Annotated in this window: 12 protein-coding genes; 2 read left to right on the forward strand and 10 right to left on the reverse strand. The window is 71.2% G+C overall.

Translation table 11 applies throughout. The annotated features are described in order from the left end of the window. Window positions 1–53: 53 nt before the first annotated feature. The 10 genes from fahA to FCL41_RS04135 all read right to left on the reverse strand — a co-directional run bounded on the left by fahA (window position 54) and on the right by FCL41_RS04135 (window position 12,048). A complete protein-coding gene (gene fahA, locus FCL41_RS04090; protein WP_137066135.1) occupies window positions 54–1,241 on the reverse strand; it encodes a fumarylacetoacetase in 1,188 nt (395 codons plus the stop codon). After that, window positions 1,238–2,152 carry a hypothetical protein gene (locus FCL41_RS04095; RefSeq protein WP_212723152.1) on the reverse strand — a complete coding sequence of 305 codons (915 nt, stop codon included), beginning with the start codon at window positions 2,150–2,152 and terminating at the stop codon, window positions 1,238–1,240. The genes fahA and FCL41_RS04095 overlap by 4 nt, the downstream gene beginning before the upstream one ends. Further along, complete coding sequence (locus FCL41_RS04100; protein ID WP_137066136.1) at window positions 2,149–3,357, reverse strand: homogentisate 1,2-dioxygenase; 1,209 nt, start codon at window positions 3,355–3,357, stop codon at window positions 2,149–2,151. The genes FCL41_RS04095 and FCL41_RS04100 overlap by 4 nt, the downstream gene beginning before the upstream one ends. Window positions 3,358–3,389: 32 nt before the next feature. Then, window positions 3,390–5,348, reverse strand: coding sequence for an FAD-dependent monooxygenase (locus FCL41_RS04105; RefSeq protein WP_137066137.1), 1,959 nt, complete (start codon window positions 5,346–5,348; stop codon window positions 3,390–3,392). A gap of 1 nt (window position 5,349) precedes the next feature. Further along, window positions 5,350–6,738 carry an MFS transporter gene (locus FCL41_RS04110; RefSeq protein WP_137066138.1) on the reverse strand — a complete coding sequence of 463 codons (1,389 nt, stop codon included), beginning with the start codon at window positions 6,736–6,738 and terminating at the stop codon, window positions 5,350–5,352. 94 nt (window positions 6,739–6,832) lie between these two features. Continuing rightward, window positions 6,833–7,783, reverse strand: a complete 951-nt coding sequence (locus FCL41_RS04115) for a LysR substrate-binding domain-containing protein (protein WP_137066139.1) — start codon at window positions 7,781–7,783, stop codon at window positions 6,833–6,835. 31 nt (window positions 7,784–7,814) lie between these two features. Next, the gene (locus tag FCL41_RS04120) at window positions 7,815–8,618 is read right to left on the reverse strand and encodes an ABC transporter ATP-binding protein (protein ID WP_137066140.1); all 804 of its coding nucleotides are present in this window, start codon (window positions 8,616–8,618) and stop codon (window positions 7,815–7,817) included. Continuing rightward, on the reverse strand, window positions 8,611–9,702 hold the full coding sequence (locus FCL41_RS04125) for a taurine ABC transporter substrate-binding protein (RefSeq protein WP_137066141.1): 1,092 nt from the start codon (window positions 9,700–9,702) through the stop codon (window positions 8,611–8,613). Before FCL41_RS04125 ends, FCL41_RS04120 begins: the two co-directional genes overlap by 8 nt. A 34-nt stretch (window positions 9,703–9,736) precedes the next feature. After that, window positions 9,737–10,636, reverse strand: coding sequence for an ABC transporter permease (locus FCL41_RS04130; RefSeq protein WP_137066142.1), 900 nt, complete (start codon window positions 10,634–10,636; stop codon window positions 9,737–9,739). Between the two features lie 146 nt (window positions 10,637–10,782). After that, entirely contained in the window at window positions 10,783–12,048 is a 1,266-nt protein-coding gene (locus FCL41_RS04135) for a CaiB/BaiF CoA transferase family protein (RefSeq protein WP_137066143.1), read from the reverse strand. A 93-nt stretch (window positions 12,049–12,141) separates the two neighbouring features. Here FCL41_RS04135 and FCL41_RS04140 point away from each other — a divergent pair, with 93 nt between their 5' ends. Together FCL41_RS04140 and prfB are read left to right on the forward strand one after the other, a co-directional pair. Beyond that, window positions 12,142–12,603: a CAP domain-containing protein gene (locus FCL41_RS04140; RefSeq protein ID WP_137066144.1), complete on the forward strand. Its 462-nt coding sequence runs from the start codon at window positions 12,142–12,144 to the stop codon at window positions 12,601–12,603. Window positions 12,604–12,675: 72 nt separating this feature from the next. Further along, entirely contained in the window at window positions 12,676–13,794 is a 1,119-nt protein-coding gene (prfB, locus tag FCL41_RS04145) for a peptide chain release factor 2 (RefSeq protein WP_137066145.1), read from the forward strand. Window positions 13,795–13,800 lie beyond the last annotated feature (6 nt).

The raw sequence follows: 13,800 nt of genomic DNA on the forward strand, positions 1-13,800 counted from the left end.
TGGGCAGCGCGGACCGACCGTCCGGAAGGGGTGGTGCTGGGCTCAGGTAGGGCTCAGCGCGCGGGGAGGATGCGTCCCGTGCACTCGCCGAAGCCGATGCGGCCGCCGTTGGCGCCCGGGGCGGTGGCAGTGAGGGTGACCTGGTCGCCGTCCTCCAGGAACGTCCGCTCCTCGCCGTTGACCTGGACCGGCTCCTTGCCGCCCCAGGTGAGCTCGATGAAGGCACCGCGCTGGTTCTTCTCCGGGCCGGAGATGGTGCCGGACGCGTAGACGTCACCGGTGCGGGTGGGAGCGCCGTTGACCGTGGTGTGGGCGAGCATCTGGGCCGGCGACCAGTACATCGCGGCGTACGGCGGCCGGGTCACGGTCTCGCCGTTCCAGACCACCTCGAGGTCGACGTCGAGGCCCCAGGGCTGGCGCATCTGGAGGTACGGCAGCACCTCGGGCTCCTGGTCGGGGACGCTGACCTTCGCCTCCTGCAGGGCGAGCAGCGGGACCACCCAGGGCGAGATCGTCGAGGCGAACGACTTGCCGAGGTTGGGACCCAGCGGCACGTACTCCCAGGCCTGGATGTCGCGGGCGGACCAGTCGTTGAAGAGCACGACGCCGAAGATGTGCTGCTCCGCGTCCTCCGCCGCGATCGAGGAGCCCATCGCGTTGCCGGTGCCGACGATGAAGCCGAGCTCGGCCTCGATGTCGAGGCGGGTGGAGGGGCCGAAGACGGGCTTCTCGTCCGCAGGGCCCTTGCGCTGGCCCTGAGGCCGGACGATGCCGGTGCCGGAGACCACGATGGAGGCCGAGCGGCCGTGGTAGCCCACGGGCAGGTGCTTCCAGTTCGGCATCAACGGGTCGGGGTTGTCGGGGCGGAAGAGCCGGCCGAGGTTGGAGGCGTGGTGCTCGGAGGCGTAGAAGTCGACGTAGTCGGACACCTCGACCGGGAGGTGCAGCGTCACGTCGTCGAGCCGGTGCAGGGCATCCTGGGGCACCTCGCCGCGCAGCGCCTCGCGGATCGCCGCGCGCACCTCCACCCAGCGCGCGTGCCCCTGGGCCATGAACGGGTTGAGCGTCGGCGCGGCGAAGACGTCGTTGTCGCCCTCGGTGCCGAGCAGCAGCCCCAGGTCGATGACGTGGTCGTGGAGGCGGACCGCGACGCGGGGGGCGGAGCCGTCGACGCTGTAGACGCCGTAGGGAAGGTTGTCGAGGCCGAAGAGCGAGTCCTCGATGATGGGCAGGGTGGTCATGCGTGCTGTCCTTCGGTGGTCGGGGCCGGTGCCGTGACCGGCGCCAGGTCGAGCGTGGGGAGGCCGAGGTCGGCCATCTCGTCGCGGGGCTCGAGGATCGAGCAGGTGCCGAAGCTGCGGAAGGCGGCCCGGACCTCCTCGCTGCGGGCGGCCGCGTCGCGTACGCGGGCGGTCACCGCTCCGGGGTCACGCTCGGCGAGGGTCGCCACCACGGCGTCGGTGTCGGCGCCGCGCTGGGCGGCGTCGACCGCGGCCAGAAGGTTGAGGAATCCGTGCTGCTCGAAGCCGGTGGCCGGGTCGGTGTTGCGCAGCGCGTGGTGCAGTCCAGCGGTGGCCTTGAAGGGCACCCCCGCCTCCACGAGCAGCCGCACGGCCTCGGCGAGCTCGCGCTCGTCGGGGTAGAGGTCCGCGCGGACCCCGCCCGTGCGCAGCTTGGCCCGGTAGGAAGTGCCGGCCAGCGCCGCGACGAGCGCCGGGCGGCGCTCGTCGCGGGGCAGCTCGACGAAGAGCTCGATGTCGTCTCGACCAGCCAGTGCCTCGGTCAGCACCGGGACGACCTCCTCGGGGTCGACGTCCGCGGGCACCACGACCTCGAGGGCGACGACCAGGACGCCTGGGATGGCGTCGGCCGCAGCGAGGACCTCGGCCACCTGGGTGGGCGCAGGCACGGTCACGGCGACCTCGAACCGCTCGTGGGGCTCCACCAGGTCGGCGAGCCGCGGGAGGGCGGCGGCGGAGACGATGAACGGCCCGACCAGGCCGGCGTGCTCGCTGGCGAGGTGGTCACGGTGGGCCGGCACCGCCTGCTCCAGCGCGAGGTTGCCGGGCGGAAAGATCGCCGCGTCGTCGCAGAGGCCGGTGAGCAGGCCGCGTACGTCGGTCTCGGTGCCGTGACTGGAGCTGGGCGTCACTGGGGACCCCCCGACCACGAGTACGTGTAGACCCCGTCGTCGGTCTCCCGGCCGGCCTCACCGAGGTCGAGCGGACGGAACGTGTCGACCATGACCGCGAGCTCGTCGAAGAACTCCGCGCCGATCGAGCGCTCGTACGCCCCGGGCTGCGGCCCGTGCGGGTGGCCGCCCGGGTGCAGGCTGATCGAGCCCTGCCCGATGCCCGATCCCTTGCGCGCCTCGTAGTCGCCACCCACGTAGAACATGACCTCGTCGGAGTCCACGTTGGAGTGGTAGTAGGGCACCGGGATGGCCAACGGGTGGTAGTCGACCTTGCGCGGCACGAAGTTGCAGATCACGAAGTTGTGGCCCTCGAAGACCTGGTGCGCCGGCGGTGGCTGGTGCACCCGGCCGGTGATCGGCTCGTAGTCGGAGATGTTGAAGGCGTAGGGGTAGAGGCAGCCGTCCCAGCCCACCACGTCGAAGGGGTGGTGGGGCAGGGTGTGCACCGACCCCGCGATGCCCGACGGACCGGGGCCACGGTGCTTGATGAAGACGTCGATGTTCTCGCCCTCGACCACGCGCGGCGCCGACGGGCCGCGCAGGTCACGCTCGCAGTAGGGCGCGTGCTCGAGGAGCTGGCCGTACTTCGACAGGAAGCGCTTCGGGGGACCGATGTGGGAGTTGGCCTCGATCACGTAGATCCGCGCCGAGCCCTTCGGGACCACCCGGAACGTCGTCGCGCGCGGCACGATCACGTAGTCGCCCTGGCCGGCGGTGATGTCGCCGAAGACGGTCTCGACGACCGCCTCGCCGTCCTCGAAGTAGAGGCACTCGTCGCCGATCGCGTTGCGGTAGTAGGTGCTCGTCTCGGTCGCCACCACGTAGGAGAGGCGTACGTCGGCGTTCCCGAGCAGCAGACGGCGCCCGGTGACCGCGTCCACGCCCTCGGTCGACGTGCCCTCGCCGTCGGCGTCCGGGAAGAGCGCGTGGGTCGAGAGGTGGATCGGACGCAGCGGGTGGTTGGGGGTCAGCGACAGGTCGCCGATCTCCCACTCGCGCACGGCGGCCACGGCCGAGGGGATGTGGACGTGGTAGAGCAGTGAGGAGTCGGAGGAGAAGCCCTCCTCGCCCATCAGCTCCTCGAAGTAGAGGGTGCCTTCGGGGGAGCGGTGCTGGGTGTGGCGCTTCGGCGGGATGGTGCCGGCGGAGCGGTAGAAAGCCATCGAACTCTTCTTTCGTCGATTCTCTGGTGGGGTCAGCGGACCGAGTGCGCCACGGCCACGGCCTCGGCGAATCCGGACTCTCCGACGCTGTTGCCCAGCAGCAGCGCCAGTCGGGTCAGGAATCCGTCGCGGTCGTCGGCGGCCACGGAGTTCAGGCCGTCGGAGAGGGCCAGCCAGATCGCCTCGCGGGCGGCCTCGGCCGGGTCCTGCTCCGGAGCCTGCTCGCAGGCTGCCTCCGCGACCACTGTGGCACCGGCCCGGTCAGCCGTCGAGGGCTCAGCCGTCGAGAGGTGGGCCGTCTGGCCCGTGGCCAGCGCGTCGAGCACGGGGTGCAGGTCGGTGGCCTGACCGCGGGCGAGCAGCAGTCCGTCGGGGCGGACCACGAAGAGCTCCCCGGGGCGGGCGCCCCAGGCGTGGGCGACCTCGGCGGCGGCGTCGTCGAGGACGACCTCTGCCGTCGTTGCGGCGCCGAGCGTGGTGGGGGCCGAGTCGAGCACGAGGGTGACGTACTCCCACTCACGCTGGACCGACAGGGCGGTACGCAGCTCGCGGGCGGCGGCGAGCGACTCGGCGTCGAGGCCGAACCCGTACAGCCCGAAACCGGTGCTGCGTACGTCGTTGAGCGAGCTCTGCTTGCCGTCGCGCAGGCGGACCCGGCGGTCCTGCACCGGGTCGCCGGGCTGGAGCCCGGAGGCGGGCGCGACGAGCGGCACCGTGAGCGGCGAGGTCCGCGCGTGGGTGGCACTCGACTGACGCGGGTTGATCAGGTGGCTGAACTCGCCGCGCTCGGTCGCCAGGGCGAGCACCGCGTCGCGGGTCGTACGGTGGCCGTAGCTGCCCGGCGTCATGACGAGCGTCGACTTGCCCGCGTTGGCGATGTTCTGCTCCCACGCGTCGTGACGCTCGTGGGAGTAGGTCGCCAGGAGCGCGGCGTCGGCGGTGCCGTGGATGACCGAGGCGAGCATCCAGACCAGCGTCTCGGCGTCCTCCATGCCGGAGTTGAGGCCGCGGACGCCGAAGATCGGCACCAGGTGGGCGGCGTCGCCGGTGAAGACCACGCGGTCGTGGAGGAAGCTGTCCAGCGCCAGCGCGCGCGCCTTGTAGAAGCCGTGCCACTCCAGGCGCCACGGCCGCTCGTCGCCGAGCCAGGCGAGGTGGGCGGCGATCCGCTCCCGGATGCGCTCCTCGCGGGTCTCCTCCTCGGCGTCGTCGTCGGGGGCGAGCTGGTAGTCGATGCGCCAGATGTCGTGCGGCTGCTGGTGCATGATCACCGTCGAGCCGGGGTTGCTCGGCGGGTCGAACCAGACCATCCGCTCGGCGGGCAGGTCGGACTGCCAGTGGATGTCGGCGATCACGTAGCGGCCCTCGTAGGACTGTCCCTGCAGCCGCAGGCCGAGGGCGTCACGCACCGCGCTGCGCCCACCGTCGGCGGCGACGAGCCACTGCGTACGCAGCGTGGTGTCGCCGGTGGAGGAGGTGACCTGCACCTCGACCGTGCCGTCGCCGAGCTGGGTGACGCCAGCGACCGCCGCGCCCCAGCAGAGCTGGATCCGGGGGTTCGCCACGATCGCCTCGACCATGACCTGCTCGAACTCCGACTGGGAGACGTTGACCATCGGGCCGCGCACGGTGTGGGCCTCGTTGGGCATGGCGAAGCGCATGACCTCGCGGTCGCGGTAGAAGCTGCGGCCGCCCTCCCACTCCAGGGCGAGGTCGGTGATCGCTTCACCGAAGCCCAGGCGGTCGGCGACCTCCAGGCTGTGGCGGCTGATGCAGATGGCGCGGCTGCCGAAGGAGACCTTGGTCGCCGCCTCGAGCACCACGACCTCGATGCCGCGCTGGGCCAGACCGAGTGCGACCGCCATGCCCACGGGGCCGGCGCCGGCCACGACGACCGGGAGGGTGCTGGAGGTCAGGCCTTCCAGCGGCGTCGCCGGGTGCTCCGTCGGCTGGAAGTAGGGGGAGTCGGGCAGGGGGGCGTACGTCGTCATCTCAGCGCACCTCCTCGGTCGCGGCGGGGGTGGCGGTGGGGGTGGTGTCGGCCAGGTCCAGACGGGGACGGCGCAGCAGCACCACCGTGCAGGTCAGGCTGACCAGGCACAGGCCCACGAAGTAGACGGTGATCGCGGCCGAGGTCTCGTAGTGGGCGTAGAGGGCCGTGGCCACGAAGGGGGCGATGCCGCCACCGAGGATGGCGCCGACCTGGTAGCCCAGGGTCGCGCCGCTGTAGCGGATGTGCGCGGGGAAGAGCTCGGCGAAGAGGGCCGACTGCGGGCCGACGGTGTAGCCGAGCACGTAGGCCAGGCCGAGCATGGCCGCCAGCATCACGGGGATCGAGGCGGTGTCGATCAGGGCGAAGAAGACCGTGGCGCAGACCAGCAGGGCCACGGCGCCGGTGACGTAGACGCGACGCCGTCCGACGATGTCGGAGCGGTAGGCCGAGACGCCCATGCCCAGCATCCACAGCGGGCAGGCAGCGATCAGCAGGGCCAGCATCGTGCCGCGGGAGAAGCCGAGCTCGGTGGTGCCGTAGTTGAGCACGTAGACCATGAAGACGTAGGCGATGCCGTTGGTGGCGATGAAGGTGCCGCCGGCCAGCAGCACGGAGCGCCAGTTCTTGGTGATGACCTCCATCAGCGGCATCTTCGCGAGGGCGTCCTGCTCCTCGACGGCAGCGAAGGCGGGAGACTCCATGACGCCCAGGCGGATCCACATGGCGACCGCGACCAGGGTGGCCGAGAGCAGGAACGGGATGCGCCAGCCCCACTCGAGGAAGGCCTCGTTGCTCATCAGCTGGCTGCAGATGAGGAAGACGACGTTGGCGAGGATGACGCCGGCGGGGACGCCCATCTGGGGAGCGGCTCCGTAGAGGCCGGCCTTGCCCTTGGGGGCGTGCTCGGTGGCCATCAGCACGGCGCCGCCCCACTCGCCGCCCACGCCGATGCCCTGCACGAAGCGGAGCAGGACGAGCAGGATCGGGGCCCAGACGCCGATGGTGTCGTAGGTGGGCAGCAGGCCGATGCCGACGGTGGCCGCGCCCATGAGCAGGAGCGAGAAGACCAGCATCGACTTGCGGCCGGTCCGGTCGCCGAAGTGGCCCATGATCGCGCCACCGAAGGGGCGGGCCACGAAGCCGACGGCCAGCGTGGCGAACGCGGCCAGGGTGCCGGCCAGCTCGTTGTCGCTGGGGAAGAATTGGGGGCCGAGGACGAGCGCCGCGGCGGTGCCGTAGATGAAGAAGTCATACCACTCGATGGCGGTGCCGACGAAGCTGCTGGCCACGGCGCGGCCAGCGCCGGTGGGGGCGGCGCGGTGGCCGGGGGTGCCCTCGCCGCCGGCCGGGCTGCCGGCGTGGGCGGGGGGAGCGACTGTGGTCGTCATGGGTGGGTCTCCTCTGGGGGTCTCGGCCGGGGCCGTGGGACCAGAGTCGGCCACGTCACAATGTTTGAAAAGCAGAGGATGTCGACCAGCAACCTCAGAATTTCGGTGGTACTGGCCGCTTCTCCTGCGCGGGCTTGTTGAGCGCCTCGGTGATGAAGGTGCGCGTCGCCCGGCTGAGCAGCGATCCCGGGTGCCAGACCAGGTCGACGGCGACCTCGGGCAGCACCGGCGCGACGATCTCCTTCACGACCACGGGGTGGCCCTCGTACGTCGTGTCGCTGCTGGGTCGCTGGAGCAGGAGCGTCCACCCCAGTCCGCGGCCGACGAAGGAGCGAGCGGTCTCGTAGGTCCGCGCCCGGTAGGCCACCCGAGGAGTGAAGCCCGCCCTGGCACAGCAGTCGTGGGCGTGGCTGCCGCTCGGCGGGGCGTCGAGCAGGACCATCGGGTCCTTGCGCAGGTGGGAGAGGTCGACGGGCCCGGCGTCCTCGGCGAGCCGGTGCGTGGCGGGCAGCACGACCCGCGGACGCAGGTGGGCCAGGGTGGCCGTGCGCCACGACGGTGCGAGGTCCAGGTCGTACATGATGGCGAGGTCGAGGTCGCCGGCCTCGAGGCGCGAGGTCAGCTGGTCCTGGGTGAGCTCGTGCACCTCCAGGTGCGCCTCGGGGTGGCGTCGCGCGAAGTCGGAGACGAGCTGCGGCAGCACGGTCGGCGCCAACGAGGGGTAGCAGCCCAGCCGCACCAGCCCGGAGACTCCGCGTTCGTCACCTCGGGCATCGGCCTCCAGCTCGGAGGCCTGGTGCAGCAGGTAGCGAGCCCGGGGCAGCACCAGCTCGCCGCTGGCGGTGAGGCTGACGCCCTTGGCCTTGCGACGGTGCAGGAGCTGGGTCTGCAGGTGGCGCTCCAGGTCGGTGACGGAGGCGGAGAGCGCCGAGGGGGAGAGGTGCAGCCGCTCGGCGGCGCCGCTGATCGTGCCTGCCTCGGCGACGGCCACGAAGGCGGCGAGCTGGTTCATCGTGAACGCCGGGACACCCTCTGCTCTGGCCACGCCCCCGACGGTAGCCGCCGAGGCCACGAACTCAGGCGGTGGCGGGCAGATGGATCGCTGCCCGCACCTCCTCGAGCAGCTCCCGGTAGGCGGGAAGTGCCCGGATCTCCTCCGGTGCCACCTTGACGCCGTCCGCCGCTCCGCCCTGGGTGAAGACCGCGCTGCGGTCGAGCACGATGCGCCCCGGACGGGGGCTCATCACCAGCACGCGCGAGCCGAGGAAGACCGCCTCGTCGACGCTGTGGGTGATGAAGAGGATCGTGCGGCCGGTGGCGCGCCAGATCTCCAGCAGCTCGTTCTGCAGCCGCTCACGGGTCAGTGCGTCCAGGGCCCCGAACGGCTCGTCCATCAGCACGATGTCGGACTCGTTGGCCAGCACCCGCGCGATCTGGCAGCGCTGCTGCATGCCGCCGGAGAGCTCGTACGGGCGGTGGTCGCCGAAGGCCTCCAGCCCGACGAGCTCGAGGTAACGGTCGGCGACCTCGCGGCGCGCTGCCTTGCCGACGCCGCGCAGCTTGGGCCCGAGCTCGACGTTGCGGCGCACGCTGAGCCAGGGGAAGAGCGTGGGCTGCTGGAAGACGACGCCGCGCTCGGCGCCGGGGCCCCGGACGGGCCGGTCGCCCACGGAGACCGACCCTTCGCTCGGCGCCATGAAGCCGGCCACGAGGCGCAGCAACGTCGTCTTTCCGCAGCCGGACGGACCCGCGAGCGTGACGAACTCGCCCGGCTCGAGGGTCAGGTCGACCCGCTCGAGCGCGCCGACGGCGGCACCACCCACGGTGAAGTGGTGCCGCACGCCGGCGAGCTCGACGCGCGCGGTGTGGTTCTCAGCCATTGGCCACGGAGGAGGCGGGCTCGGCGTTGACCCGCGAGACGTAGTCGGCCTTCGGTGAGACCTTCTCGATCTCGCCCTGCTCGAGCAGGAAGCCCGCCGCGGTGAAGAGGTCGGAGGCGAGCTTGCCGCCCAGGTAGTCCGGACCTGCCTGCTCCTCGGCGGTGAGGAAGACCAGGCCGGCGAACTGCTTCTCGGCCTCGCCCGGGTCGATGCCCAGCACGACGCCCACCGACTCGGCCGCGGTGGCCGGGTCGTCCTTGATCAGGCGTACGGCGTGGTCCTGCGCCTGCGCCCACGTGGCGAGGAACTCCGGGTTCTCGGTCGCGAACGCGGTCGTGACGGTGCCGACGTCGAAGGTCGGCCAGCCCTTCTCCGCGGTGTCCTTGGACGAGAGGATCCGGGTGCCGCCGTCGGAGAGCAGCTGCGACTGGACCGGGTCCCAGACCCAGACGCCGTCGATCTCGTCGCCCTGCCACGCGGCGGGCATGTTGTCGGGCTCGAGGTTGATGACCTTGACGTCCTTGGTGGCGTCGAGGCCGGCCTCCGAGATCGCCTGCAGCAGGGAGTAGTGGGCGGTGGAGGCGAACGGCACGCCGATGGTGCGTCCCTCCAGGTCGGCGACCTCCTCGATGGCCTCGTCCTTGACGATGAGTGACTCGGCATCACCGATGACGTCGTGGACCCAGATGGTCTGGATGTCGACGTCGTCGACGGTCGGAGACGAGGCGGAGCGTGCCGCGGGGGAGGAGCCCATCAGGCCGAGGTCGACCTGGTCACCGCCGTACCACTCGATCACCTGGCCGCCGGAGGACGCCTGCACCCAGGTGATCTCGGCGTTGGGGAGGCAGGCCTCCAGGAGGCCGAGGTCCTTCACGACGACGTCGGCGTTGGGGATGGCCTGCCAGGCGATGCGGGCCTTGGCGGTCACGGACTCGTCGGCCTCCCACGGGCACTCGGCCACGGCGGCCGACGCCCCTTCCTTCTTGTCGTCGTCGCTGCCGCACGCGGCCAGGCCCAGGGCGAGCGTGGCGGCGAGGAGCGCGGTGGCGCCCCTGCTGAGGCGGGGGGCGATGCGTGTCTTCATGCTGGTGGTGCTCCCTTCACGCGCCGAGGCGCGCTCACGCCTTGCCCCGCCAGGGGACAAGGACCTTTTCGAGTGACTTCAACCCGAGGTCGATGAGGATCGCCGCGACACCGATGACGATGATGCAGGCGATCACGAGCGGGCTCTGGAGCTTCTGGCCCGACAGGTAGGCCAGGCCACCGATGCCCGGGATGCCGTTGGCGATCTCCGCCGCCACGACGGTGGTCCAGGCGAAGCCCGTGGCGACGCGGATGCCGGTGAGCACCTCGGGCAGCGTCGCGGGCAGGACCACGGAGGTCAGCGCCTGGCGTCGGCTCGCGCCGAGCGAGCGCACCGCGTTGACCTGGTCCTCCTTGACGCTGCGGACGCCGGAGATGGTCGCCATCGCGATCGGCGGGAAGGCCGCGAGCAGCAGGAGCCAGATCTTGGAGGTGTCGCCGATGCCGAACCAGACCATCAGCAGGCCGATGTAGGCCAGCGGCGGCAGCGAGCGCAGGAAGTGGAGGTAGGGCTCCAGCAGGGTGCCCAGCCAGGTGGTGGCCATGAGCAGGCCGGCCGGGATGCCGATGGCGATGGCGAGCCCGACGCCGATCGCGATGCGCCGCAGGCTGGCGAGCAGGTGCTCCCACAGGTAGTGGTTCTGCGCGCCGCGCACCATGCGGTCCGACCCCTCGGTGATCGGGTGGTCGGTGTTGGCCCGCACGAAGGCCTCCCACACCGCGCCGGGGCCGGGCAGGTAGAGCGGGCGGACGAGCCCGGCGCTCGTGACCGCCCACCAGATGAGCATCAGGACCGAGAACGAGGTGAGGTGCAGGGCGGCGCGGCGCAGGCCGGCCCGGCGGCGCGATTTGGCGGGCGTACGCCGACGCTCACCCTGCGCGGGTGGGCGCTCGGGTGCCGCGGCACGTGGTGCGGTGGCATGGGTCGACGACATCGTCCGGTGCTCCTGCTGACGGGGGCATGGCAGTGCTGTGGGGCAGCGGACGAATTAAAGCACAGTATCTCGGTCGACTTTCACCACAAATGGTCTTCGTCCCATTCGTGCCGTCCGTCGGGGGCAGTCGGCAGGCGTGCGCGGGGTCAGCGCCCGGTCGCCTCGGCCACCGCCTCGGGCGACCAGCCCAAGAGCTCGCCGAGGACGTACGCGTTGTGCTCGCCGAGGTCGGGTCCGACGTGGCGCACCGAGATCGAGCGCTCACCGAGGACGGGCACGACGCCGGGGAAGGCGACGTCCCGGACGTCGCCGTCGACCTGGACGGGCAGCGTCTGCACCATGTCGCGGGCCAGGAACTGCTCGTCGACCATGATGTCGGAGGCCGTCATGATCGGTCCGGCCGGGACGCCTGCCTCCTCGAGGACTTCGAGCGCCTCCTCGCGCGTACGCCCCTTCGTCCAGGCGCCGATCGCGTCGTCGAGCTCGTCGCGGCGGTCCCAGCGGCCCTTGTTGTTGACCAGGGCGGGGTCCTCGGCCAGGTCGTCGCGACCGATGGCGCGCATGAACCGCGGGAAGAGGTTGTCGGCGTTGCCGGAGATCACCACGTCGCCGTCGGCGCAGGGGTAGGCGTTGGACGGGGCGATCCCCTCCATCCGCCCGCCGGTGCGCACGCGCGTCACGCCGTAGGCGGAGACGTCCGGCACCAGCGACTCCATCATCGAGAAGATCGCCTCGTGCAGCGCCACGTCGACGTGCTGCTGCGCCGGCGAGGGGCCCGTGCCTCCGGCGCCACGGGCCCGCTCGCGCTGGTGGAGCTGCATGACGATCCCGAAGGCGGCGTAGAGGCCCGCGATCGAGTCGCCGATGGAGACACCGACGCGCGACGGCGGACGGTCGGCCTCGCCGACCAGCTCGCGCAGCCCGCCGTACGCCTCCGCGACGGCCGCGAAGCCCGGGCGGGCGGCCATCGGCCCGGTCTGGCCGAAGGCGGAGATCCGGGCCACCACGAGCTCGGGGTTGAGCTCCTCGAGCGTGGCCGCGTCGAGTCCCCACCGGTCGAGCGTGCCGGGGCGGAAGTTCTCCACCAGCACGTCGCAGGTGGTGATCAGCTCCTTGGCCGCGCGCAGGCCGGCCTCGGAGCGCAGGTCGAGCTCCACGGAGAGCTTGTTGCGGTTGAGGGTGCGGTAGAGCATCGAGGTCTCGCCGGCGAAGAGGCGCCAGTTGCGCAGCTCGTCGCCGGTGCGCGGGCGCTCGACCTTGATCACCTCTGCGCCGAAGTCGGCGAGCATCCGGGTCGCGGTCGGGGCGGCGATGAAGTTGCCGAGCTCGAGCACCCGAATCCCGCTGAGCGGGAGGGAGGAGGGGGCGGGGCTGGCGGGCTGGTGACCCGAGTGGGGGGAGGCGTCGCTCATGGGGGCGGACTCTAGTGCGAGGGGTCGCGCTCGCGCAGAGGAGTGCGTAGGGTCGACGACTTGCCTTTCCGCCATCCGTCTCGGAGACCCCACGTGAAGCGAATCGCCCCCATGGTCGTAGCCCTCCTCACCACACTCGTGCTGGTGCTCATCGCGACCCCGGCCCCGGCGCAGGCGGCCACGGCCGCGCAGCGCTACGGAACCGCCGCGGAGAAGGCCACCAACGCGGCCCGGGCGAAGCACGACCGGGTGAAGCTCAAGGGCAACAAGTGCTTGCGCAAGTACGCCCGCATCCAGGCCACCAAGATGGCCCGCAAGGGCGACATCTGGCACCAGGACCTCAACGTCATCGCGCGCAAGTGCAAGATGTCATGGGTCGGTGAAAACGTCGCCATGGGCTTTCCCACGGGCAAGGCCGCGGTCAACAAGGGCTGGATGAAGTCGAAGGGGCACCGACGGAACATCCTGCGCAAGCAGTTCCGGCTCGGTGTCGTCGTCGCCCGCAAGGACTCGGACGGTCATTGGTACGCCGCCCAGGTCTTCGGGCGTCGCTGAGCGTGGCGACGCGCCCGGCCACGCTGGACGGCTGGTTCGACTGCTGGTGGTGCGGGCCGTAGGCTGGCCGGCGTGGCTGGTACCGACTTCGACGTAGAGATCAAGCAACTCCGGGCGACGATGAAGACCATCGGCCAGGTCCTCGACCTGGACGCGATGCGCATCGAGATCGCCGAGCTCGAGGACCAGGTCGGTTCACCCGACCTGTGGGACGACCAGGCGAACGCCCAGCGGGTGACCGGCCGCCTCTCCCAGCTCAACGGTGAGCTCGAGCGCTTCACCGGCCTCGAGGGACGCATCGACGACCTCGAGATCATGGTCGAGCTCGCCACCGACGAGGCCGACGCCGAGTCGCTCGCCGATGCCCAGGCCGAGCTCGACCGGATCAAGAAGTCGGTCGAGACGCTCGAGGTCCGCACCCTGCTCTCCGGTGAGTACGACGCCCGCGAGGCCCTGATCAGCATCCGTGCCGGCGCCGGTGGCGTCGACGCCGCCGACTTCGCGCAGACCCTGCAGCGCATGTACGTGCGCTGGGCCGAGCAGCACGGCTACCCGGTCGAGATCTACGAGACCTCGTACGCGGAGGAGGCCGGCATCAAGTCGACGACCTTTGCGGTCAAGGCGCCCTACGCCTACGGCACCCTCTCGGTCGAGGCCGGCACCCACCGCCTCGTGCGCATCAGCCCCTTCGACAACCAGGGCCGTCGTCAGACCAGCTTCGCCGCGGTCGAGGTCGTCCCGGTGCTGGAGCAGACCGACGAGATCGACATCCCCGACGAGGAGATCCGCGTCGACGTCTACCGCTCCGGTGGTCCCGGTGGCCAGTCGGTCAACACCACCGACTCCGCCGTGCGCCTGACCCACATCCCCACCGGCACCGTGGTCAGCTGCCAGAACGAGAAGTCGCAGCTGCAGAACAAGGCCTCCGCGATGGTCGTCCTCAAGGCCAAGCTCCTGGCGCTGAAGAAGGCCGAGGAGAAGGCCCACCTCGACGAGATGCGCGGCGACGTGCAGGCGTCGTGGGGCGACCAGATGCGCAACTACGTGCTCAACCCGTACCAGATCGTCAAGGACCTGCGCACCGGTTACGAGGCCGGCAACCCCCAGGCTGTCTTCGACGGTGACCTGGACCCGTTCCTCGAGGCCGGCATCCGGTGGCGCCGCGGCGCCGAGAAGGCCGAGGCCAACTGACCTCCG

It is taken from the genome of Nocardioides jishulii, from assembly GCF_006007965.1.
GTDB lineage: Bacteria > Actinomycetota > Actinomycetes > Propionibacteriales > Nocardioidaceae > Nocardioides > Nocardioides jishulii.

Excerpts from the sequence above, each read along its gene's own strand:
- FCL41_RS04135 (WP_137066143.1), bottom strand. The coding sequence starts at position 12,048 with ATGAGCGACGCCTCCCCCCACTCGGGTCACCAGCCCGCCAGCCCCGCC.
- FCL41_RS04105 (WP_137066137.1), bottom strand. The coding sequence starts at position 5,348 with ATGACGACGTACGCCCCCCTGCCCGACTCCCCCTACTTCCAGCCGACG.
- fahA (WP_137066135.1), bottom strand. The coding sequence starts at position 1,241 with ATGACCACCCTGCCCATCATCGAGGACTCGCTCTTCGGCCTCGACAAC.
- FCL41_RS04100 (WP_137066136.1), bottom strand. The coding sequence starts at position 3,357 with ATGGCTTTCTACCGCTCCGCCGGCACCATCCCGCCGAAGCGCCACACC.
- FCL41_RS04110 (WP_137066138.1), bottom strand. The coding sequence starts at position 6,738 with ATGACGACCACAGTCGCTCCCCCCGCCCACGCCGGCAGCCCGGCCGGC.
- FCL41_RS04120 (WP_137066140.1), bottom strand. The coding sequence starts at position 8,618 with ATGGCTGAGAACCACACCGCGCGCGTCGAGCTCGCCGGCGTGCGGCAC.
- FCL41_RS04125 (WP_137066141.1), bottom strand. The coding sequence starts at position 9,702 with ATGAAGACACGCATCGCCCCCCGCCTCAGCAGGGGCGCCACCGCGCTC.
- FCL41_RS04130 (WP_137066142.1), bottom strand. The coding sequence starts at position 10,636 with ATGTCGTCGACCCATGCCACCGCACCACGTGCCGCGGCACCCGAGCGC.